The following is a 23,057-nucleotide window of genomic DNA, read 5'->3' on the forward strand; positions in this document are numbered from 1 at the left end:
ATTAGCCACAGTGAACAGGTGGCAGCGTCACTGCGCAAGACCCTCCAGGCGGAAAGTCCGAACTGGAGATTGACGCCATGACTTGAGTCACTCACACTGATGCGAATTCATCAGAGATGAACACAGAGTTGTGTGTCCTGACAGGAGTGACCATGTCCCGACCGTCCATCCCAGCTGCCGGGCGCACGTCCCGGCGACGCTGGCACTGGCTGTTGTTGGCGGTGCCACCCGTGTGGTGTATCGCTGCTGTTCCGCTAGTCAACCAGGTTGGCTACGTGTTCGGTTCGATTCCGTTCCTGCTGGTGTGGATGACGCTCGGCGTGGTGGTCGGGTCGGCCGCGATCGGTGTCATCTACGTCGTCGATCGCCGCAACGGCGAACTGAACCGGTTCTAGGAGCGCGAGATGGCGTTGATCCTTGCTTTAGTGATCGCGGTCGGCTCGATCGTGTGGGGTTCGGTGGCTGCCGCTCGTGGCCGGACGATGAATATGCAGGAATGGTCGGTGGGCGGGCGGCGGTTCGGGACCTGGCTGTTCTGGTTCCTGCTCGTCGGTGAAACGTTCACCACATCCGCGCTGCTGGGCGCTTCCCAGGGAGTGTTCAGCAATGGCGCGCCCGGATTCTATGTCCTCGGCACGGTCGTGCTGGCCGCGACGGTGGGCTACTGGGTGGTCCCGAAGATCTGGCGTGCGGGTAAACGCCATGGGCTGGTCACGATGGGGGATTTCTTCACCAACCGCTTCGAGGCGCCGTGGTTCGGCGGCCTGATAGCCGTGTTCGGCATCATCGCGTTGCTGCTCTACACCCAGCTGCAACTGACCGGCCTGAGCCTCATCTTGGCCAGCCTCTTCGGCACTACTGTGCCCTCGCTGGCCTACGTCGTGGCCGGTGGTGTCCTCGTCGCCTTGTTCGTCCTGGTCGGGGGTATGCGCAGCGCCGCCTTCACCGCGATCGTCAAAGACATCCTGCTGATCGTGGTCCTGCTCGTGATCACGGTGGGCGCGGCGAACGCGGCCGGTGTCCATGGTCCACTGGGCATCTTCGATGCGATGAAACAGGCGCACCCCAACAGCGCGACCCTTCCCGGCATCCAGGGTGGGACCGCGACGAACACCTGGTGGTGGATAAGCTTTCTGCTGGTCACCCCGCTGGGGCAATTCGCCCTGCCCCATATGTTCCAGGTGTCCTACAGCGCCAAGGACACGGCGACGATCCGCCGCAACCAGGTGATCCAACCCCTGTACTCGCTGTTCTACGTCCTGATTTGCATCATCGCGTTTGCCGCCGTGCTCGCCCTGCCGACGCTCACCGACAAACAAGCCAACCAATCGCTGCTCATCTTCGTGCGCGAGAAGTACCCGGACTGGGTCATCGGCATCCTCGGCGGCGCGGGCATCCTCGTCGCGCTCGTGCCCACCGCGGTCCTCATCCTCACCGCCAGCAGCCTGCTCACCCGCAACGTGATCGGCGCCGCGTCGAAACGGTGGGCCTCCTCGCTCACCCTGACCCGAATCGGCGCCCTCGTGTTCACCGCACTGGCAGTGCTCCTGGTCGCCAGCAGCAACGCGAAACTACTGACCATCATGACCAACATGTACAGCGCAGTCGGCCAACTCGCCCCCGCCCTGTTCCTTTCCATGTTGTGGCGAAGGGTCACCGCGGCAGGCCTGGCCGCTGGGGCCATCTGCGGCGGGCTGATCGTCGGCGTGCCCGCGCTTGGATCGATAGTTCTGGACGCCGTGCCTGCCGGCATGGTTGTCGGCCTGCCCGCGCTTGTGGTCAACCTCGTCGTCGCAGTGGCGGTCAGCCTGGTCACCCGGCCACCCTCGGACGACGCAATCGACATCGGAACCGGGAAAGGTTTGCCCGCTGCGCCGGAAGAGGCCATCGGGGCCGGCATCACCCGATGACCAGCGACGACACCGTTCGCCCCTGGTCACCCGGCACGCAGCCCGGTGACCAGGGTCGAAGGCCTGTCGGATGATAATGGTTCGGTGACCGTGACACGGATCCGTGAATACCGAAACCTCCGGGGGCTGACCGTCCGTCAGCTGGCTGATCAGGCTGGCGTGTCCACCGGCCTGATCAGCCAGGTTGAACGTGGCGTCACCGATCCCAGCCTCGAAACCATGCGACGCATCGCCGAGGTTCTCGACGTCCCGCTGTTCAGCCTGTTCCAGGACGGCGACGACCAGACCGTCGCGGTCATCCGCCGCGACGACCGATACCGGATCTCTTCACCACATCACGCCATCACCTACACTCGAGCCTCCCCAGGCGGCGCCAAACTCGAAGTTCTCGAAGGCTCGCTCGAACCCGGCGCCGTCTCCTCCGAGGAACTCCGCTCGCACCCCTCCGAGGAGTGCGTGGTGGTCCTCGTCGGCCGGCTCACCGTCCAGATCGGCGAGCAAACCCACGTACTCAAGACCGGCGACAGCTGCCACTTCGACTCGAACATCCCGCACCGCTTCCGCAACGACGGCAGAAACACCGTGCGATTCATGATCAGCGTGACGCCACCAAGCTACTGATCTTGGCTACGGGGTTAACGGACACGTGCGGGGCCACCTTCTCACGTGTGCGGGTCCCGGTAAATGATCAAGATCCGATGCCCTGTCCCGTTGGCCTTACTGCTTAGCCTTGCTGTTTTTCGGTGATCCAGGCCGCGATCTGGGCGCGGGAAGTGAAGGCGAGCTTGGTGAGGATGTGGTCGATATGGGCTTCTGCGGTGCGCTGGGCGATCATCAGTGTTGCCGCGATGTCCTTGTTCGACATGCCCTTGGCGACGAGGGCGGCCACCTCACGCTCGCGTCGGGTCAGCTGCGGCAGCTCTGGCGCGACGCTGGCAGCGGCGGGCTGCGCCGCTGGGCGATCGCTCAGCGCGTAGGTTAGGGCCTCATCGTCGGTCAGGCGCTGCCCCTGCTCGAAGGCGGCGCCGAACCGACGTTGCCCGAGGGCTTCCCGGGTCTGACTCCTTGCATGATTACTCGCGTCACGCGCGGTCTGCCAGGTGCCCAGCCACTGGCCGATCTGTCCCCACCTCGTGTCGCCCATGCCGAAGAGCACGGCTGCCCGCTGGGCGTCATCCTTGGCCGCGGCCACCCAGCCCAACAATTCGAAACACCAGGCAATGCCAACTCGATCGCCGAGGGCGATCTTCAGCCGAAGGGCTTCCCGAACGTTTATGTCTGCCTGCCGAAGATCGTGCTGGAGCCATCGGGCGGAGGCGAGATTCCACAGCCCCCAGGCGCGCGCCCATTGCTCGCCCTGGGCAATACAAAGGTCGATGCCTTCCTGGCACAGCGCAACGGCGCGCTCGGCATCGCCCTGCTGGCTCACGATCGTGCCGAGTCTGGACAAGGCCATCGCGGTCAAGGAGTTCACCGCGCCAGCAGCTCGATAATGCGCCAATGCTTGTTCATGCGCGGCTACTGCTTGGGATAGCTCTCCCTGAAACCACTTGGCCATCCCGGTGAACTGCAGCGCGTGGCCCAGTGTTTGCTCGTCATCAAACTCTCGTGCGCGGTCGACGGCTTCGTTGAGGACGGTGAGGGCGTGCGGGATGTCGCCCTGGGCGGTTGCGATCCAGCCAACGACCCACAGCGCTCTGCTCCGTTCGGGGCTGGGCTCGGTGTCGCAGGCCAGCGCCCGGTCCAACCACCGCCGCCCATCGCGGATGGCATGCTGATGCCAGTACCAGTACAGCGCGCCGGCCATTCGCAAACCGGTGCGCGCCTCTCCGGGTTCGGTGAGGCAGAACTCCAGGGCCTTCCACACGTTGGGCTGCTCGGCCTGGAACCGGTTCAACCACTCGACCTGGTTAGGCCCGAACCAGTCCGCTGCTGCCTCCTCGCACAAGCGCAGGTAGTAGTCCCGGTGCCGACGACGCACAACGACTTCCTCGCCGCCGGTAAGCCGCTCATGACCGTACTGGCGGATCGTCTCCAACATCCGGTAACGGGCAACCGGAGCTTCCCTGTCCATGATCAGCAAGGACTTGTCCACCAAACCGGTCAGACCGGTGAACGCCTCCTCGCGGAGCAGGCCATCGCCCGAGCACACCTGCTCGGCGGCAGCCAACTCGAACCCGCCCGCGAACACCGACAACCGGGCCCACAGCGTCCGCTCCAACTCCGTGCACAGGTCAAAGCTCCACCCCACGGCGGCCCGCAGCGCCTGATGACGGGCCGGAGCGGCACGGTCACCACCGGTCAGTAACCGGAAACGGTCCTCCAGACGAGCCAGGACTTCCGGGACAGTCAGCGCCCGCAACCGGACCGCGGCCAACTCGATCGCCAGCGGCAAACCATCCAGCCGCTGACACAACCGGGCCACTGCCCTCTCGTTGTCCCGATTCAGGGTGAACCCCGGCACCACCGCCGCCGCCCGCTCCTCGAACAGCACCAGCGCCTCATACTTGCGCCCTGAGCCATCCCCCGGCAAGGACGCTTCCGGCCGCGGCACAGACAGCGGGGGAACCGGCCATACATGCTCCCCGGCGATACCCAACGGCTCCCGACTGGTTGCCAACACCCGCAGCCCCGGTGCCGCGGGCAGTAGCACGGCTGCTAGGTGCGCACAGCCGCCCAGCAGGTGCTCGCAGTTGTCCAGCACAAGTAGCAGCCGCTTGTTCGCGAGGTAACTGACCAACACCGCTTCCCGATCGCGATTCGACAAATCGGTCAAGCCCAACGTCGCCGCGACCGCATCGGCCAGCAGCGACGGGTCCCGCAGGTCGGCCAACTCCACCAACCACACACCATCGGCGAACGCCCGCCGCAGCTGCTGCGCGACGTGTAGCGCCAACCGTGACTTACCCGTCCCACCAACGCCAGTCAACGTCACCAAACGAGACGTCGACAGCGTACGCTTCACCTCGGCCGTCGCCTGCCGACGCCCGACGAAGCTCGTTACCTCAGCCGGAAAGCTGTCCAGCCCCCGGGACACTGTCTGTCACCACACTCACCGCCCACTGACCAGCTCTCATGCTAGCTCGAACGCGGCGCCTCGAAGGCGGGCAACCCACCGTCAGCACGGCATTGATCTCGTACATCGAAGCGTGTCTGCCGGGTTCGGTGGGAGGTAGCGAGGAAAACGACCCCACCCACTCCACCCGAGCTGAAGCCCGCGTTGCCGCGCAGCAGCCGCACGGCGTCGTCGACCCAGGCGATCGGGTACGCCGGCGGCGTCGGAGCAGTCTTCTGCATGACGGAATTTCCTGGAGGGTGGCGTGGGTCACGTTAAGTCTCTTGGATGTCTCCGAGCGGTCTACTGACGGGAGCAACTATGACCAAGCCCGACTCGTTGCCGGCCTCCGTGGCGCGAGTGCTCGATCGTGACTGGCGGTTGCTGGTCGCGGGAGAACCACGTGCCGCACGGAGCGGACGGACCTTCCAGCGGGTCAGTCCGGTGACAGAGACGGTGATCGCCGAAGTACCGGACGCCGATGCGACCGACGTGGACGACGCCGTCTCCGCGGCGAATGCGGCCCGCTCGCTGTGGCGAGACACCACGGCCGTGGAGCGGGCGGCGCTGGTGCGCCGACTGGCCGATATCGTCGAGGAGCACGGCGAGGAGCTGGCGCTGCTGGACACCATCGACTCCGGCTCGCCGATTTCCGGCTCCCGAGTGGACGTGGCGGTGGCGGTGGCCCAGCTACGGTTGTTCGCCGGGCTGGCGCTGGAACTCAAGGGCGATTCGATCCCGGCCAGCAATGCGCTGCACGTCACCGTGCGGGAGCCGGTCGGGGTGGTGGCGCGGATCGTGCCGTTCAACCACCCGCTGATGTTCGCCTGCAAGGTCGGCGCGCCGTTGGTCGCCGGAAACCCCACCATTCTCAAGCCGCCGGAGGCTGCGCCGCTTTCGGCGCTGCGGCTGGCGGAGTTGGCCGCCGGAGTCTTCCCGCCGGGCGTGCTCTCGGTGGTGGTCGGTGATGGCCCGGTGGTCCCCGACGCGTTGGTGCGCCATCCCAGGGTGCGTCGCATCGGGTTCATCGGCTCAGAGCCGACCGGGCGGGCCATCCAGCTGGCAGCCGCCGAGAGCGGGATCAAGAACGTGACGCTGGAATTGGGTGGCAAGAACGCCATCGTGGTGTTCGCCGACGCCGACTTGGACGCGGCCGCCGAAGGAGCGGTGTTCGGCATGAACTTCACCTGGTCCGGGCAGTCCTGCGGCTCTAACTCGCGGCTGCTGGTGCAACGTGAAGTGCACGACGAGGTGGTTGCGCGCATTGTGGAGTTGATCGAGAGGCGCAGGATCGGTGACCCGCTGGCCGAATGGTCCGAACAGGGCACGATGATCAACCGAGCGCAGTACGAGAGATCGCTGCGGTACATCGACATCGCGGTGGACGAGGGGGCCAAGGTAATCACGGGTGGCGGCCGTCCGAGCGGGCCGGCGTTCGAGCGCGGGCTGTATGTGGCCCCGACGGTACTCACGAACGTCACCCCGAACGCGCGCATTGCGCAGGAAGAGGTCTTCGGACCAGTGCTTTCGGTCATTCCCTTCGACACCGAGGAAGAGGCGATCGAGATAGCCAACGGCGTCGAGTACGGGCTGACCGCGAGCGTGTGGACCCGTGACCTCGACCGGGCGCATCGCGTCATCCGGGAGTTCGAAGCCGGTCACACCTGGATCAACGGTTCCTCGCTGCACTTTCCGAATGTCCCGTTCGGGGGCGTCAAGGGCTCCGGCGTCGGCCGTGAGGAGAGCCTCGAAGAGCTGTTGAGCTACACCGAGCTCAAAGCGATCAACGTGATGTTCCGGCGCTGATCCCGACTTTGCCTGTCCGCGCGAACGGCAATGTCGTTCACCGTCTCGCGGGCCCTGTCAGCGCCGCATTCGCGGCCGAATATAGACGATCCACCGCCACTTTTGACCAACGGAGGTTGCCGTGGCATATGTTATTGGAATTGATATCGGCGGCACCTTTACCGATGCGTTTGCCGCTGACCAACACGGTCGGCTGGCCGCCGCCAAAACGCCGTCCACCCCGCCGAACTTCGCCGAGGGATTTCTCAACGCTATCGACGAGCTGGCCCGTGAGCTCGAAATTCCGGTGAGCCAACTGCTCGGCGAGACCGATTACATCGTGCACGGCACCACGTCGACGTTGAACTCGCTGGTCACCGGTGACGTGGCCCGGGTCGGTTTTCTCACAACCCGGGGTCATGCCGACTCGATCAGCATCATGAACCTGGAGGGCCGCTACGCCGGGCTGGACAGCGAGGAGATCCAGCACATGGCCCGCACTGCCAAGCCGCCCGCGCTGGTGCCCCGCCACTTGATCAAGGAGATCAACGAGCGGATCGACTACAAGGGCGCTGTCGTGGTTGCGCTCGACGAGGACGGGGTGCGGCAGGCGGTGCGGGAGCTGCTGGCCGACGGGGTAGAGGCCATCGCTGTGTCGCTTCTGTGGTCATTCCGCAACAGCGCTCACGAGCAGCGGATCCGCGAGCTCATCCACGCCGAAGCGCCGGAGCTGTACGTCGCGCTGTCCAGCGAGGTCAGCCCGCGTATCCGGGAGTATTCGCGCAGCGTGACCACGATCATGAACACCCAGGTGGGCCCCCGGCTGGCCAACTATCTGAGGCCGCTCGAGGCCACCCTGCGCAAGCGGGGGCTGGTCGGGTCACTTCTGGTCATGCAGGGATCCGGCGGGTGTGTGAGTGCCGCGGACGCGCCGGCGCATGCGGTCACCACCATCGGTTCGGTGCTCAGCGGTGGCGTAGTCGGCTGTACGCGCATGGCTGAGGCGTTGCAGAGCGGCAACGTCATCTCCACCGATATGGGCGGCACCACCTTCCTCGTAGGTTTGGTGGTCGACGGGGCGCCGGTGCGCACCAGCAGCACCGTGCTCAACCAGTACACGATCAGCACGCCGATGGTCGACGTGCACACCATCGGCGCCGGTGGCGGCGCCATCGCATGGGTGGACCCCGGCGGCAACCTGCGGGTAGGGCCCCGGAGCGCCGGCGCTCGTCCCGGTCCGGCCTGCTATGGCGACGGTGGCATCGAACCGACCGTCACCGACGCCGACCTGGTGCTCGGCATCATCAACCCGGACAACTTCCTGGGTGGCCGCAAGAAGCTCGACGTGGCGCTGGCCCGCAAGACGATCGCCGAGCGCCTGGCCAAACCGCTCGGCATGTCCGTCGACGACGCGGCCGCCGCCGTTTACGAGATCCAGAACGCGCAGACCGCCGACCTGGTTCGCAAGGTCGTGGTCAACTCCGGGCAGGACCCCCGGGACTTCTCGCTGTATGCGTTCGGTGGAGCCGGGCCGATGCACTGCGCCAGTTATGCCCGTGATCTCGGGGCGCGGCAGGTCATCGTGCCGATCGGCGCTACGGCGGCGGTGTTCTCCGCCTACGGACTGGCGACCTCCGACATCGTGCTCACCGCCGAACGATCCCAACCGGCCGCGATGCCGGTCGACCCGGCACGCGTGACCGAGGTGTTCGAGTCCCTGGAGACCGAGCTGGCGACCCGGCTTGCCGAGCAGGGGCTCGCCTTCCAGACCGTGCACTACGAGCGGGAGGCGGACCTCCGCTACACCATGCAGCTGGCCGAGGTGTCCACCTCGGTGCCGAACGGGGTCCTCGACGCCGCCGCGGTCGCTGGTATGGAAGCGGAGTTCGAGCGGCGCTACGAGGAGCTCTACGGCGAGGGCACCGGGTTTCCCGACGCCGGGCTGCAACTGATCACCTACCGGGTCCGCGCCATCGGCACGCTGGCAGTCCGTCCAGAACTGCCCGATCACCTACCCGGCGACGGCGAGCCGGTACCTTCCGGCATCCGGAACGTGCTGCTCGATATCACCGTCGGGGCCCAGCCGACCGCGGTCTACGACTACCGCGCGCTCGGTGCCGGCCACTCAATCAGTGGCCCAGCGATCGTGGAAGCACCGACCACCACGGTGGCGCTGCCCCCGGGAACGCACGGCGTGGTCGACCGGCTAGGAAACCTTGTCCTGACCTTCGCCCCGGCCGAGTCGGCCCGCCTTGCCCCCGCCAGCCCGGAGATGGCGGTCGCACTCGAAAAGGAGACCTTCTGATGCCAGTCATTCCCATCGCCGGGTCCGAGCGTTTCGCCCAGTCCTCGGCGCCGCTCGACCAGGACCAGTCCTTCGGCGACCTTGAGCTGCACCGGATAGACGCCGATGCCGTTGCGGGCATCGACGCGTTGACCTACGAAGTAATCCGGCACCGCCTGGTGGCGATCACCGACGATATGGGCGATGCGATCAAGCGGATGTCCGGATCGGTCGTGGTAACCGACTGCAACGACTTCGGTGCCGCGATCATGGACGAGTTCGGCGAGACGGTCCAGGTCGGCCTCTACAACATGCAGCTCGGTTCGTCGCTGGATATGGCGGGCCGGTGGACGCTCCGAAACCGGTCGGGCAGCCCGGGCATCCATCCTGGTGACCAGTTCCTGCTCAACGATCCGTGGATCGGCGGCGGCCTGCATCAGAACGACGTCACCGTGCTGGCCCCGCTGTTCTACGAGGGCCAGTTGTTCTGCTGGACCGGCGCGGTGGCTCACCAAGTCGACCTGGGCGGGGTATCGCCGGGCAGCTGGTCTGTCGAGGGACGCGACGTGTTCTGGGAGTCGGTGCCCATCCCGCCGGTGGCGATCGTCGAGCGAGGGCGACTGCGCGCCGATGTCGAAGACATGTACCTGCGCCGGTCGCGAGTGCCCAAGCTGGTCGGGCTAGACCTGCGGGCCAAGATCGGCGCGAACAACGTCGCCCACGAGCGACTCACCGCGCTGATCGACAAGTACGGCCCGGACACCGTCAAGGCCGTGATGAAACGGATGATGGACGATGCCGAGACCAGGCTGCGCGCCAAGCTGCGCCAGCTCCCCGAAGGAGAGTGGTCTGCGGTCGCGCACCAGGACGGTGGGCGCGCCGACGACCGCCAGGTGCACAAGATCGTGGTGCGGATGACCAAGCAGTCCGACCGGCTGCACTTCGACTTCACCGGAACCGACCCACAGGTCGAGGGAATTATCAACTGCACGCTGGCCGGGCTGCGGGGCGGCATCCTGCCGATTCTGCTGACCATGCTCTGCCCGGACATCCCTTGGGCGCCGGGTGGAATCTACCGCTGCATCGACATAACGAGCGAGCCCGGCACGATCAACAACTGTACGTTCCCGGCCGGGATCGGGAAGGCCTCGGTGAACTCCGCCTGGGCCACCCAGAACGCGGTGTCCGAGACAATCGCGGCGATGCTCACGACCCATCCGGAGCTGAGCCGCTCGGCGACGAGCGTCTGCAGCGGTACTTGGGACCTGACGTTGCTGGCTGGCGTGGACCAGCGCGGCGGCGGTTTCGCCACCATGCTTTGCGACGCGATGGCCGGCGGGCTGGGCGCCAAGGTGGACGGCGATGGGGTCGACACCGGCGGGGTGAACTGCATCCCGATGGGGCGGACCGCCGACGTGGAGATCAACGAGTTCAGTTTCCCGATGCTGTACCTGTGGCGGCGCGAAGAAGTGGACTCCGGCGGCCCGGGCCGTTACCGGGGCGGGGTCGGCGCCTCCAGCTGCTTCATCCCCTACGACTCGCCGGCCGGGGGAGTACATCTCGTGGTGTCGGCGAACGGCAAGGCGGTGCCCCAGGCGCCAGGGCTGGCCGGCGGCTATCCGGCGGCGACCCAGTGGGACGTGTTGATCCGCGACTCATCGGTGCGTCGCCAGCTCACCGAGGGCGTCATCCCCGCCCGAATCGAGGACCTGGGCGGACGCCCGGACACCCTGCCGCCACACGTGGAGACCGACCTTGACGTCGACGACGTCTACTTCACCCACTGGCAGGGCGGAGGCGGGCTCGGTGACCCGCTGCTCCGCGAACCCGAGGCTGTCGCCCGGGACGTCGCGCTCGGAAAGGTGTCGCACCAGGCCGCCGAGCAGATCTACGGGGTGCGGTTCGTCGACCAGGCCGGCTCCGGAGTCGATGTCGAACGAACCGAGCGTCTCCGCCACCAACTGCGCCGGGAACGCGCCGGACTGTCCTGATTGGAGACCGTTGATGGACCTCGACCTCAATTTGACCGTCGGCCCCGAAGGGCACGTCGTCTGCCGACACTGTGGCGCCCTGGTTGGCACGACGACCAGCAGCCCGTTCGACAAGGCGGTGCGCAACGAACGGCCGTCGAGCGCCGCCGGGCCCGGTGTGCACGCCGACCCCGCCCGGTTCACCGACCGCCCAATCGTGTTGCGCCAGGTGTTTTGCCCGAGCTGCCTGGTGCTGCTGCAAACCGAGATCGTGCCCGCTGACGAACCCACCTACCGGGAGTGGAGCTTGCGATGAGGGCGCCGACGATTAAGCGTGGACTGGACGGGAAGGTCATCGTGGTGACCGGTGCCGCCCAGGGAATCGGCGCAGGGTACGCGCGCCGGCTGGTGGCGGAGGGATGCCGGGTCGTGCTCGCGGACCGCAACGCCGACGCGGTCCGCGCCACGGCCGCCAGCCTGACCGGACCGGGCAAGGCCTCCGCGGCCATCTTGGACGTCGCCGACCCGGGCAGCGGCGCTGAGCTGGCCGCCCTCGTCGCGGAGGAGCACGGTCAGCTGGATGGGTTGATCAATAACGCCGCAGTGTTCTCCACGATCACCAGGAAGCCGTTCTGGGAGATCACACCCGAGGAGTGGGACCAGGTCATCGCGGTCAACCTGAAGGGGCCGTGGTTGGTGGTCTCTGCGCTATTGCCGTTGCTGCGCAGGTCGGAGTCGGCGAGCGTGATTAACATTGGTTCGGATGCGGTGCTCATGGGCCGCTCCGGCTACCTGCACTACGTGGCGAGCAAAGGCGGTGTGCAGGGCATGACTTACTCCATGGCGCACGAGTTGGGCCAGTTCGGGATCCGGGTGAATACCCTCTCACCCGGCCCTGTCTACACCGAGATCGCCCGCACCACGGTGAGTCCGGCGCAGAAGCAGGCGATGATCGACGCGCAGGCGCTGCATCGCACGGCCGAGCCCGACGACTTGGTCGGGCTTGCCATGTTCCTGCTCTCGGACGACAGTGCCTACCTCACTGGCCAGACCATCAGCGTCAACGGCGGGCTCGTCCACCGGTGACCTACCCGCGCGCAGCCTTGCTCCGGGTAGCTCGATGAGCAGCCATTCCGAGATCCGCGAGGCGGTCAGCCTCGCGGATCTCGGGTGTTACTGATCCTGCCGCGACGTTTCCGGCCGCGACGTTTCCGGTCCCGACGTCTCCGGTCCCGACGTGCTCGAGGGCGCGGACCGTATCCGCCCCCACTTAGCCGGCCGCACGTTCCTGGAGGAGTTCAACCGCGACCACGCTCGCGGACTGATACGCGACCTCATCGACCTGTCGGGCTGCGGGGTCAACCGGGGTCAACCGCAAGGCATATTCCTTTTCGCGCTATGTCAAGTCCTAGACAGAGCGTAGGCGTCGTCGCTGCCAACATAGTCACAGCCGTGCGACAAGTGCGGGCGCAGCGCAGCAGACGAGCCTTGATCGCTCGAATTCTGGAGATATATTTCGGAAGGAATCATATGAGCCTGTCCAACGACGCCCCTCCGGTCGCCCTTTCAGGGCTGGGTGTTCGATCCTCGTACGGTAGTGGTGCGCTTGAAGTTCTCGGGCTGCCAGTCCCCCTTGACGGTCGAGTATCGACGCACCCAACGACAGTACGAGGTACTGCCTACGCGAACGTCGTGTTGCTGAAGGGATCGACTCATTCCCTTCTCGTCGATCCTGGCCTAGGAGGCTGGTGTTTTTCGGGAAGTACCCGGCAGGCGCCTCGAACTTCGCGGCTTAGGGTGGACTGATTCGATCGGCGACCGTCTTTCCGACCGTCTACGGCGATCTCAGCCCCGCACGATTTGTCCGGGTCGGTCTTTCGATGAAAATGAGGCCGTTCGACACCAGCCACCTAGCGACCCAGTTCGCGGAAATTGCATCGTGGCTGGATGAGACTCTCGACTCAGGGCTCGCCCTGTCGTTGTTCCCGCTCCGTCAGGGCGAGTTCGACTCGGTGTGCAATGTAGTGCCACTGGTTGAACGCTTTTCGGTCGCCCGCGTCTACGGGGCGCAATGGCAGGGCCTTCCGTGGTTCGATTTCCGTGTCCACGACTACGGGCGCCCCTGGACGGGCGCCGCACAGTTCCACAAGATCCAGGCCCCAGGGATTCTGGCGTTGGATTCGGCAGGCACCCGTGATCTCCAGGTCGTAACGGCCGAGCTCATGCTACTGCCGACTCATTGGGTATTCGATCCTCTCACCGGCAGCATGCTCACATCGGACTTGTTCGGTCACGTCTGCGGCCGCGCCGTTCAGTCAGACGTGACCGACTGGGAACAAGACATGACGACCGTGCAGGAGCATCTCGTCGGCAACCGCTACTGGTGGCTGCCTGGCGCACGGACCACTGAAATCGCCGAGGCGATCCGTCAGTTGTTCGCGCAGCGGACGGTCAATCGGATCATCCCCGCCCATGGTGCGATCCTGGAAGGCGAGGAAGTAGTCACGCACCATGTGGAGGTCGTGTGCAGTGTGATCGAAGTCCTCGGCGGCGAGGAACCGGCACGCCCCCTCAGCATCGGATCTGGTTTACCAACGACAGCGCCGAATCACCAATCGGCTCCCCCGCGGCCGACTATTCCGCCTGGTCCGGTCAAGCGAAAGCTACCGCGCGAACTGCAGCCAGGGCTTAACTGGCTCGGCGCCTGCCTGGAGCAGCGCTACAAGGGGCAGATCTTCCACTCCTATAACTCGGTCTACGTCGTCTCCGGCACTCAGCGGTCCGTCATAGTCGAGGGCGGGTTTCCCAGTGACCTTGATGTCCTCGATGCTCAGCTCGACGAGCTGCTAGCCACCGGAATCCCACCCGTGGAGTTTTTGTTCGCGACGCACTGCGAGACCCCCCACGCGAGCGGGATCGGACGTTTCCTGCAGAAGTTTCCGAAAGCCAGGGCCGTGGGAGGCGTACACGACCTACATCTCGTCTTTCCCGAGTTCGCCGACCGCATTCAGGTTCCCGGCCCAGCTGGCGTAAGCCTCGACCTCGGTGGTGGTCGCTTCTTCCGGTCGGTTCCGGCGGTCATACGCGACCTCACGCCGACCTTCTGGGGCTTCGACACCAAGGCTGCCACTCTCTTCCCTGCCGACGGTTTTTCCTTCAGCCACTACCACTCCGAGGCGCACTGCGGCTTGGTCGCCGAGGAAGCCGGTTCCCTAGACATGCCGGATATGACGGCGCTGTTCGCCGAACTCGCTTTGATCTGGACACGATTCACTGATATTGAGCCGTACATCGGGGCCCTCGAAAAGCTGCTGAGCGAACTCGGCGTCGAGCTGATCGCGCCTACCCACGGACTCCCGATCACCGACCTGGCGGCGACCGTGCCGCAGGTCGTCGACGGCTTGCGGCTCGGCGCCTGGCACTGACGACCAAGCCTACGGCCCTCAGGTTTCGGGTCGCCGCCGCTCGACGCTCCGACCAAACCTCTTGTCGGGCTCATAGCCATTCCCGGTGCGCACAGCGAAAGTTTGTGCCTATGTCGTTATCCGAGCAAGGAAATCGTCGGAGTCGACCAATCCGCTCCCGATGCAATCGAGAGATTCCGGTCGCAGGCAGGCTGATGTTGGGAGAGCTGTGAAGCCGTTCATCGATTCCCGAGGATTTGATCTGGCCCCCCACTTTGCCAGTAAGCCCACGATCGACTTTCCCTCTGGTTCGTTAGTGCTAGACAACGCACGCGCCGGCCAATCGGTGATGCTTGTTGAACGCGGTTTGGTAAAGGTGACCACGCTGAACCCAAATGGCGCGGAACGCATGCCATTTTACAAGACACAGGGCGCATTGTTAGGTGATACGCCTCTCTTTGGCGACACTGACAGGCTTCCTCAGGGCGTGCGCATCGTCGCGGTAACACAGGTTCGGGTTCGGGAGATGGAGCGAGAAGACCTACTCCGCGTGTGCCGGAAGTCACCGGAGTTCGCCTTGGCGCTGCTCGAGCGGGCACACCGCAAGATTGAGAATCTCATAGAGCAACTTGAGGTGGCAACCTTTCAACATACGACCGCCCAGGTCGCCGGGCTCCTTCACGCGCTTTGGCAGGAGATGAACAGCGGCCGTGCCGAGCACGGTGACCTGCTACGTCTCACCCATCAGGAGATCGCGACTAGTACCGGGCGCAGCCGGGTCTCAGTGACTTACGCCGTCAACAGGCTACGAGACGCGGGTGCCATCACGCTGCACCGCGGCCGGATTGAAGTTCTCGCCCCACATCTACTGGACCGGGCCAGCTCCCCGGGATGTGAGTAGTCGCGCGCCTTGAGCAGAGAACCTACGGGTTCCACTCGTGGCCCCCCATTCGCCTAAATCAAAGGATGGAAATCGTGAACGTACATCGGCGTACGCGGGCGATCGTGGACAGGCGGCTGTTGTCCGTGCTGTTCGGCCTCATGCTCATCTCGCACATTGATCGCTCCAACGTCAGCTTCGCCGCCCTGGACATGAACCAAGACCTCGGTATGTCCAGCACGATCTTCGGACTTGCCGCTGGTATCTTTTTCATCGGCTATGCTGCCGGAGGCCTCCCGCATGCCGCGATTCTGGATAGGTTCCGCGATCACCGCTGGCTCGGTGCCATGATCGGGCTCTGGGGCCTATCCTGCATGGCACTGGCCGTCGTACCCAACGCGGCACTGTTTGTGCTCTTCCGTTTCCTGCTCGGGCTCGGTGAGGCGGTGTTAATTCCGGCCTGCTACACCTGCCTCGCGCGATTCTACTCCCGCGAGGATCTCTCAGGCGCCACCGCCAAGGTGGGGGCCGCAGCCGCTACTGCCACCCTGATCGGCGCACCCATGGCCGCAGGTCTGTTACAGATCGATTGGGTTGGCCTCGTCGGATGGCAGTGGTTGTTTCTCCTGCAGGGCGCACCTGCCGTAATCATCGCTCCCTTCGTCGGACGCTTGGTTCCGTACGACCCGCAACGCGCCCGGTGGTTGCCCGAGGAAAGTCGCCAATGGCTGCTCGAGCGCACAGATCAGGCGGACGGGCGTGACGACGCAGAAACGGCTCCAGTTTCCAGCGCTTTCGCAAGCATCATTCGTATGCGTCGGGTATGGCTCCTCGGTTTCGTCTACTTCACGATCCAGCTCGGATTCTGGGGACTGATCTTCTTCCTCCCTCAGATCATCAAAGCCGGCTTTGCGCACTTGTCCTCTGTGCAAGTGGCCCTCGTAGCCGCTTTGCCCTACGCCGTCGCGCTCGCCACGATGATTTTCTTCGGTCGAACTTCGGTAATGACGGGCGACCGCCGCTGGCACCTCGTCGGGCTTCTCACCGGCTCGGGCTTCGCGCTAGGCGCCGCAATCGCGGTCGACGGCGCCATTGCGCAGGTCGCACTTGCCGTCGGAATCGCGCTGTCATTCTCGGCAATCGGGCTCTACCATTCGGTCACCGCTTCGACTCTCGCGCCCAACGTGCGGACGATGGGAGTGGCGATGGTCAACGGGCTCGGACTGCTTGGCGGTTTTATCGGCCCGTACCTGTTCGGGTGGCTCAGTGAGAGTACCGGCTTTGATGCCTTCGGTTTCGGCACCTTTGCAGTGTCCTTGCTCGCCGGTGCAGCCGTCGTTGTCCTGAACCCACGACACTTCCCGACAGCGTCGCCCCGAGTTGAGACGATACGGCCACAGTCCCCAGAGCCTTCTCGCGATGCCGTCGCCTAGCTGATTTTGAGGCCGCCGCGGCGAAGGTCGCCACCTGCCCGTGAGTGATTTTGGGTGCTATGCCCGGATCCACCGAGTTGGTTTGGGCGTGGGTTGTTGATCAAGGTTTGGGGGGTGTTGATCGATCATGCTGGTGGTGGGTGTGCGGGGTCCGCCGGCCTGTGGTCCGGCTTATCCACTGTGGTCTCCGGTCGGTGCCTTGTGGGCGGGTGTGGTCAGGGTCAGGCCCCGGCCGGCGGGGAGTGGGTTGCGGTGAACAGGCTGGTGAAGGCCTGTTTCCAGGGCCAGTCGGCGGGGAGGTGCAGCACGATGCGGCGGGCGGAGCGGGCGATACGGGCCGGGATCGTGATGAGCTGCCGCCGCAGGGTGGCGGTGCGGGCTTTGGCGTGGAACTCCGACGCGAGACTGCCTGCGGCGCGCATCAGGTTGTGGGTCAGCGCGGCCAGGGACAGCCAGGCGCCGTTGGCGGCGAGCTGCCCGGAGGGCAGGTGGGCCGCGGCGGAATCGTTGAGGTCGGCGAAGATCTGCTCGATCGTCCCGGCACGGCCGCGGTGCTCGGGCTCGGCGGTGAGCAGCTCGTGCGGGGAGTCGGTGAAGATCGCGTGATAAAGCCAGATGGGGAACAACTCGCCGGTGGCATCGGTGGTGGTGATCCGGGTGCGGCGCACGATCAGCCGGGCGGTGACCGCACGGCCGGGATTCTGGGTGACGTTGGTGAACGCCTCCAGTGTCGTTTCGGCGATCTCGCCCTCATAGATCCACTGCTTGGCGCGGTCGTCGAAGACCGGCCGGTTGAAACGCACGGTCTGCCATGTGTTCTCCTCGATCCCGGCGATCGCGGCCTTCACGGACGCGGTGTGTTTGGCGGTGACCGAGAAAAACGCCCCGGCTTTGCGGATCGCGGCGATGACCGGGCCGGTGAAAAACGCCGAATCACCCCCCACCACGATCGTCTCCGTCGCACCACACGCCCGGGCCGTCTTGATCGCCGAGGTGATCAGTGACGCCGCGCCGCGGGCGGAATTGGCGTTACCGCCCCGTATCCGGGTCGCCGCCACCACCGGCGCCGCAGTGGGGGTGGAGATCGTGGCCATCAGATAGTTCAGGCCCCGCACCTTCGTGTACCCATACGCCGAGCCCTGCTTCCCCGCCCCGTAGACCTCTTTGATCTTCGAGTCGATATCGACGAACACCAGCTCATCGGCCCCCGGCAACAACCCGCACCGCCCGGCCAGGCGTTCCAGCACGATCCGGCCCAGCTTCTCCAGTTGCGCCACATGACCATAGGTGAACCCACGGTGAGGTAGGTTCCCGGGCGCGGTGTCGGTGTTGCCGCCGGTCCGTTTCCTAATAGATAACCCTTGAGTTCCCGGAGGGATGTTCCGTCGTCGGGCGGCCTGGACCAGGCTGTTCTTGCTCGTTCGGGTGGTTGGTTCGTGTTCTGACCCGAATCCGTGAATAGTGGGTTGGGTTGATCATGTTGTATTTGGTGTTGATCTCCGCTGCGGTGTTTTTGGGTTGTGGGCATGGTGGTGGCCCGGTTGTCGCGCCGGGTTCGCGTTGTCCGGGTCCTTGGTCGGGGCCGGTGGGCCGGGTGGTCAGGGGATCGCGGGGAGTGTTCTCAGTGTGGTGAGGATCCCGGCGAGCAGGTGATGTCCGGGTGGGAGACGCAGGATGGCTTGTCCCGCATGGGAAATCAGGCGCGCGGGGACGCAGATGAGCCGGTGCCGTAGGGTTGCGATCATGGCTTTGCCGCCACGGATCCCGTGTCCTGTCACGGTTTCGCCATCGGGCTTGCCGGTGAGTTCGTGTAGCCAGGCGGCAATGTTCACCGCCAGCAGCGCGCCGTGCATCCAGGCGGTGTTGACTTCCTTGTAGCCGCTGGGCAGATGTCGTAGCGCGGCGCCATGTTTGCTGTCGCGAAACAGGTTTTCGATCGTGGTGCGGTGGCGGTACCAGTACTCGACCGCGACCGCCTTGGCTGGGGTGGACACGTCAATGTTGGTGCAGATGAACGAGTAGGCGTAGATCCAGTCAGCACTTCCGAGTTCATCCAGCGGCAGGGTGCGCTGGTTGGGGTGCAGGGTGCGGCGCCGCCGGGAACGGGGATCGGCCGAGACCTGGGAGATGTCCAGTTTCACACGGCGGATGAGGATCTCGGTGCCGGTGGGCCACCAGTTCGGCCTGTAGGAGGCGACCGCGACCTGCGCGCCGGTCATGTCCCGGGCGTCGGTCCAGTCGTCCTCCGAGAGCCCGTCCAGTAGCCGCCACAGAGGTGCGATGCGTTTCGCGCCGATCGCGAACTCCGCACCCTCGGCCAGCGCCGCCCGCGCGAGGGCACCGTCGAAATAACCGGTGTCGGCCCGTAGCCGTATCCGGGCGCCCCGCACCGCACGCGGCAGGCCTTTCAGCGCCCGCCGTAACATCGCCGGTGCGCTCGCACGAGCGTCGTCGTTGCCGGAGAACAACTCCGCGGCCAGCACTGCTTCGGTCTCCGCCCAACACGCCACATGCGGACGCCCCACACGCCGGCCCTCATGGTTATAGGCCACGCCGCGTTTCTTACGCCCGTAGACTTCGACATCGGAGGTGTCCAGGTCGATCGTCACGGAGGCGGCCAGCCGCGCCCGCCGCGCCGCGGGCGAGAGCTCATACGCGCGTTCGGTGACCGCGGCGATCCCGGCCTCCACCGCCGTCCATTGTGGATCAGTGAACCGCCGTGCCAGACCGGCTGCGGTCGTTGAGGGCAATCCCGGCACCGGCGAGATCTTCTGGCCGGCGGCATCCTCACGTACCCGGTCCAGACCGACCAGGAAATCCTGCCCTGCCAGCTGCGCGCACGCCAGCCCCACCATCAGCTCACCCGGCCCGAAGCCTCGGTCCCGTTCCTTAATCGGCCCGACCGCCTCATCCAGCTCCGCGATCACACCCAGCCGGTCCACCAGCTCGGTCACCGCCGCCATCCCCGACACCTGGGTCAACGACAAATCCGGCACACCGACCCGCACCTTCGCTAGCGTGCGCCGGCCATCAACTACACTGCCCACCAGATGGGTGTCCTCTCCGACCAGATGAAATTGACTTCACAATCAACATCATCCCAGGTCAGAGCGACACCCATCACCATATCCCGCCCCAAATCACACCCATACTCGCGGATTCGGGTCTGACTCAACTTCAGGTTCCGTGAGCCGATGTCACGTCTGTTGATGTTCTTGCGGTCGAGCTGAAGTCGGGGAGGCGTGGTGGGGCTTGCGGTCGTGCGGGATCTGCGCGAGATGCGCGAGCCGTTGGGCCCGGAGGAGATCGCGCGGTTCGAGACCGATGTGTTCGCCGGGTTCGTGTTGGCCCGCTCGGCGGCAGGCTTGGCCGATAACACGATCCGTTCGGATGTCTGCCATCTGGAGCAGGTGCGTGCGTGGTTCGGCCGACCGTTGTGGGACCTGCAACCGTCCAACGTGGACTCCTATTTCGGCACGGTGCTGCGGGCGGTGCCGCCCAACACGCGGATGGCGCGGGCGCAGGCGATCAGGACGTATTTCGAGTTCGTCGAGCTGCGGCACAAGGTGGAGATCCACAACCTGACCGGCCGGGTCGTGGAATGCCCGATCGACGAGGTGAACCGACCCCGCGGCCGACGCGAGGCGAAACTGCGGATCCCGCCGTCCGCTGAGCAGATCAGGACGCTGTTCGCCGGGTGGCGCGGCGAGCTGGCGACCTGCCGCAAGTTCGCTCCCACCGCGCGTAACTACGCCGCCGCCCGGCTGATGTCGGAGGTGGGGTTGCGGATCAACGAGGTGCGTCACTTGGATTTGGCCGACATCAAGTGGGACCTGGGCCCGTTCGGCAAACTCCATGTCCGACACGGCAAAGGCGCCCGCGGCTCCGGGCCCCGGGAACGCATGGTGCCGCTGATCAATGACGCGGGCCGGACCCTGCGGTGGTTCGTCGAGGACGTGTGGTGCCAGCTCGGTGACGACCCTGCCCGGCTGGGCGCTCCGTTGTTCTGCTCCGAACGCAAGAACGCCGACGGGACCGGTGCCAGGGTGGGCAACGAGGTGCTGAGGGCCGGGTTGGCTACGGCCGCCGCCGAGCACCTGCCGGACTGGTCGGACCGGTTGACACCGCATGTCCTGCGGCACTTCTGCGCCAGCGAGCTCTACCTGGGCGGCATGGACTTGATCGCCATCCAAGCGACGCTCGGGCACGCCTGGATCGCCACAACTATGAATTATGTTCATGTTCATCGGACGCATGTCGAGGACGCATGGCTGGCCGGGCAGCAGCGGGCCGCGCAACGGCTGAAGGGACTGAGCATATGAGGTGGAACCTGCGGCTGGCTGCCGCCAACCGTGGTATCTGGAAGGCCAGCGAGCTGCAACGGATGCTCGCCGAGCACGGCCTGATGATCAGCGCTGGGAAGATGTCCGGGCTGTGGTCGGGCAGCCCGGCCAGCGTCAAACTCGACGAGCTGAACATCATCTGCGCAGTCCTTGGTTGCGGTGTCGAGGTGTTGCTCATCCCAGAGCCCGACAAGGTCGACCGGCCCGCCCCGCAAGGCGAGTCGACCGCTGCGACCGGTACCAGCGGCGCCGCCGGTGTGACGGTCACGCCGAAACGCCGGGACGGCCGCTCGCTGCCGCCCATGTGAGCCGCGTGGTCACCATGCCCCAACGCCGACACGCGATCGACAAGACGGCGGAAAGCTGCCCCACCTGCCTGGCCTGGGGCGTGCTGTATGGCGGATATTGCCGCGCCTGCTACGACTTCCGCCGCCGCCATGCCCCCGGCCGCTGCGCGGTCTGCGGCCGGCACGTGCCGCTGAAGCACGGCTATTGCAGGCTGTGCTGGTTGCAGGCCGGGGTACTGGCCGACGATCCTCACGTCGTCACCGACGCCGACCTGGCCACGGTCACCTGCCACCAGCTGGCCTTCGCCGGCATGACCAAGATGCGCGGCCCACGCTCCGGAGTGCGCCAGCGCGCTGGCCAGCGAGCCCAGACCAGTGCACGAGTCACCGACCTCGTGCTGGCTGCGCCCCGGCCCGCCGATGGCGGGCAACTGCAACTGCACTTGCCCGGCCCGCAGCGAGCCTTCGGCTGGGAGTTGCACGCCGAATTGGCCAACCCGGTCCTGGTCCGGGTGCGGCGGATCGCCGACCAGCTGGGGCAGGCGCACGGCTGGAACCCCAAGCTGGTCGCCGAGCTGGGCCGGGCACTGGTCATCCTGCTGTCCGGACATGCCGAGGGCGAAGCGTTCCGCTACTCGCAGCTGGTTGACATCCTGCATCGCTACGGCGTCAGCATCGACCGTGTCGCCGAGGTCCTGGATCGGGCGGACCTGTTCGTTGACGACCGCGTCCCGGCGTTCCAGCACTGGCTGGACGGCAAGCTCGCCGAACTCGCGCCCGGCATCGCCGCCGACGTCCACGACTGGGTGCGCACTCTGCACCACGGCGGGCCGCGCAGCCTGCCCCGCAAGATGGGCACGACCCGCCGCTACGTGCGCGCCGTCCACCCCGTGCTCGTGGACTGGTCCGCCCGCTATGCCCACCTGCGCGAGGTCACCGTCGCCGACGTCGCCGCCGTGATCGAAGCCCTGCAAGGACATCGCCGTCGGCAAGCCGTCACCGGGCTGCGGTCGTTGATGCGGCACTGCAAGAAGACCGGCACCATCTTCGCCAACCCTGCCGCTCGACTCCGGGACCGCAGCAACCGCGACGACCCAGTGATCCTTCCCTTGTCTCCCAACGAAATCGACGACGCTACGCAGGCCGCGACCACCCCCGCCGCCCGGCTCACCCTGGCGCTGGCCGCAGTGCACGCCGCCCGCCCCGACGCCATCCGCAAGCTCCGGCTCGACGACGTCGACCTCGGCAACCGGCAGCTCACCATCGCCACGGTGACCCGACCGATGGACCAGCTGACCTACCGTCTCTTGCTCGACTGGCTCACCTACCGGCGTGACCGTTGGCCCCACACCGCCAACCCCCACCTGATCATCAACAAGCAGACCGCGAACACGACCCGGCCGGTCAGCGACAACGCGCTCACCGGTCCGTTCCGTCGCCGAGCCGCCACACTGGAGGCCCTGCGCGTCGATCGCCAACTCGACGAAGCCCTCACCCACGGGCCGGACCCTCTCCACCTGGCCGCCGTGTTCGGGCTCGACGAGACCACCGCCATCCGATACAGCGCCGCCGCCCGTAATCTCCTGCACAGCGCCCACCACGACACCGTGGGTTGAGCACGAACCCAAGGGTCCAACCGCCCCACACAGCCCGAACACCCTTGGGTTCCCGCTGAGAATCCCTCAGTTCGCCTGAACTCCGGGCAG

At 65.8% G+C, this 23,057-nt stretch carries 18 protein-coding genes; 14 read left to right on the top strand and 4 right to left on the bottom strand.

What is annotated here, in order from left to right; genetic code table 11:
- Positions 1 to 152 precede the first annotated feature (152 nt).
- From ACRXBZ_RS38505 to ACRXBZ_RS38515, 3 genes are all read left to right on the top strand, one after another.
- On the top strand, positions 153 to 395 hold the full coding sequence (locus ACRXBZ_RS38505; protein WP_433883279.1) for a DUF3311 domain-containing protein: 243 nt from the start codon (positions 153 to 155) through the stop codon (positions 393 to 395).
- Between the two features lie 9 nt (positions 396 to 404).
- The gene (locus ACRXBZ_RS38510) at positions 405 to 1,910 is read left to right on the top strand and encodes a sodium:solute symporter family protein (protein WP_433883280.1); all 1,506 of its coding nucleotides are present in this window, start codon (positions 405 to 407) and stop codon (positions 1,908 to 1,910) included.
- Positions 1,911 to 2,000: 90 nt separating this feature from the next.
- Positions 2,001 to 2,531 (top strand): helix-turn-helix domain-containing protein, encoded by a 531-nt coding sequence (locus ACRXBZ_RS38515; RefSeq protein ID WP_223838896.1) that lies wholly within the window; start codon positions 2,001 to 2,003, stop codon positions 2,529 to 2,531.
- A 103-nt stretch (positions 2,532 to 2,634) separates the two neighbouring features.
- On the opposite strand, the gene ACRXBZ_RS38520 is transcribed toward ACRXBZ_RS38515, so the two are convergent.
- Positions 2,635 to 4,947 (bottom strand): ATP-binding protein, encoded by a 2,313-nt coding sequence (locus ACRXBZ_RS38520; RefSeq protein ID WP_433883281.1) that lies wholly within the window; start codon positions 4,945 to 4,947, stop codon positions 2,635 to 2,637.
- 41 nt (positions 4,948 to 4,988) lie between these two features.
- On the bottom strand, positions 4,989 to 5,207 hold the full coding sequence (locus tag ACRXBZ_RS38525; protein ID WP_433883282.1) for a hypothetical protein: 219 nt from the start codon (positions 5,205 to 5,207) through the stop codon (positions 4,989 to 4,991).
- A 79-nt stretch (positions 5,208 to 5,286) separates the two neighbouring features.
- Between ACRXBZ_RS38525 and ACRXBZ_RS38530 the strand changes: the two genes are divergently transcribed.
- The 8 genes from ACRXBZ_RS38530 (at position 5,287) to ACRXBZ_RS38565 (ending at position 16,721) form a co-directional block, all read left to right on the top strand.
- Positions 5,287 to 6,771, top strand: a complete 1,485-nt coding sequence (locus ACRXBZ_RS38530; RefSeq protein ID WP_433883283.1) for an aldehyde dehydrogenase family protein — start codon at positions 5,287 to 5,289, stop codon at positions 6,769 to 6,771.
- Between the two features lie 121 nt (positions 6,772 to 6,892).
- Positions 6,893 to 9,055, top strand: coding sequence for a hydantoinase/oxoprolinase family protein (locus ACRXBZ_RS38535; protein ID WP_433883284.1), 2,163 nt, complete (start codon positions 6,893 to 6,895; stop codon positions 9,053 to 9,055).
- The gene (locus ACRXBZ_RS38540; protein ID WP_433883285.1) at positions 9,055 to 11,025 is read left to right on the top strand and encodes a hydantoinase B/oxoprolinase family protein; all 1,971 of its coding nucleotides are present in this window, start codon (positions 9,055 to 9,057) and stop codon (positions 11,023 to 11,025) included. The genes ACRXBZ_RS38535 and ACRXBZ_RS38540 overlap by 1 nt, the downstream gene beginning before the upstream one ends.
- Positions 11,026 to 11,038: 13 nt before the next feature.
- On the top strand, positions 11,039 to 11,320 hold the full coding sequence (locus tag ACRXBZ_RS38545) for a hypothetical protein (RefSeq protein WP_433883286.1): 282 nt from the start codon (positions 11,039 to 11,041) through the stop codon (positions 11,318 to 11,320).
- The gene (locus ACRXBZ_RS38550; RefSeq protein ID WP_433883287.1) at positions 11,317 to 12,090 is read left to right on the top strand and encodes an SDR family NAD(P)-dependent oxidoreductase; all 774 of its coding nucleotides are present in this window, start codon (positions 11,317 to 11,319) and stop codon (positions 12,088 to 12,090) included. Before ACRXBZ_RS38545 ends, ACRXBZ_RS38550 begins: the two co-directional genes overlap by 4 nt.
- A gap of 800 nt (positions 12,091 to 12,890) precedes the next feature.
- On the top strand, positions 12,891 to 14,429 hold the full coding sequence (locus ACRXBZ_RS38555) for an MBL fold metallo-hydrolase (RefSeq protein WP_433883288.1): 1,539 nt from the start codon (positions 12,891 to 12,893) through the stop codon (positions 14,427 to 14,429).
- Positions 14,430 to 14,637: 208 nt separating this feature from the next.
- Positions 14,638 to 15,309 (top strand): Crp/Fnr family transcriptional regulator, encoded by a 672-nt coding sequence (locus ACRXBZ_RS38560; RefSeq protein WP_433883289.1) that lies wholly within the window; start codon positions 14,638 to 14,640, stop codon positions 15,307 to 15,309.
- Between the two features lie 74 nt (positions 15,310 to 15,383).
- Positions 15,384 to 16,721 carry an MFS transporter gene (locus ACRXBZ_RS38565; protein WP_433883290.1) on the top strand — a complete coding sequence of 446 codons (1,338 nt, stop codon included), beginning with the start codon at positions 15,384 to 15,386 and terminating at the stop codon, positions 16,719 to 16,721.
- A gap of 221 nt (positions 16,722 to 16,942) precedes the next feature.
- On the opposite strand, the gene ACRXBZ_RS38570 is transcribed toward ACRXBZ_RS38565, so the two are convergent.
- Positions 16,943 to 18,181 carry an IS1380 family transposase gene (locus ACRXBZ_RS38570; RefSeq protein ID WP_433884102.1) on the bottom strand — a complete coding sequence of 413 codons (1,239 nt, stop codon included), beginning with the start codon at positions 18,179 to 18,181 and terminating at the stop codon, positions 16,943 to 16,945.
- 138 nt (positions 18,182 to 18,319) lie between these two features.
- Entirely contained in the window at positions 18,320 to 19,768 is a 1,449-nt protein-coding gene (locus ACRXBZ_RS38575; protein ID WP_433877998.1) for an IS1380 family transposase, read from the bottom strand.
- A 198-nt stretch (positions 19,769 to 19,966) separates the two neighbouring features.
- Between ACRXBZ_RS38575 and ACRXBZ_RS38580 the strand changes: the two genes are divergently transcribed.
- From ACRXBZ_RS38580 to ACRXBZ_RS38590, 3 genes are read left to right on the top strand one after another with little or no spacing between them, the layout of a single operon-like run.
- The gene (locus tag ACRXBZ_RS38580) at positions 19,967 to 21,043 is read left to right on the top strand and encodes a tyrosine-type recombinase/integrase (protein ID WP_433877503.1); all 1,077 of its coding nucleotides are present in this window, start codon (positions 19,967 to 19,969) and stop codon (positions 21,041 to 21,043) included.
- Positions 21,040 to 21,372 (top strand): helix-turn-helix domain-containing protein, encoded by a 333-nt coding sequence (locus ACRXBZ_RS38585; RefSeq protein ID WP_190818330.1) that lies wholly within the window; start codon positions 21,040 to 21,042, stop codon positions 21,370 to 21,372. The genes ACRXBZ_RS38580 and ACRXBZ_RS38585 overlap by 4 nt, the downstream gene beginning before the upstream one ends.
- Positions 21,373 to 21,377: 5 nt before the next feature.
- On the top strand, positions 21,378 to 22,967 hold the full coding sequence (locus ACRXBZ_RS38590; RefSeq protein WP_433877504.1) for an integrase: 1,590 nt from the start codon (positions 21,378 to 21,380) through the stop codon (positions 22,965 to 22,967).
- Positions 22,968 to 23,057: the final 90 nt, after the last annotated feature.

The sequence above is a fragment of the Saccharopolyspora hattusasensis genome, from assembly GCF_050972075.1.
Taxonomy (GTDB): domain Bacteria; phylum Actinomycetota; class Actinomycetes; order Mycobacteriales; family Pseudonocardiaceae; genus Saccharopolyspora; species Saccharopolyspora hattusasensis.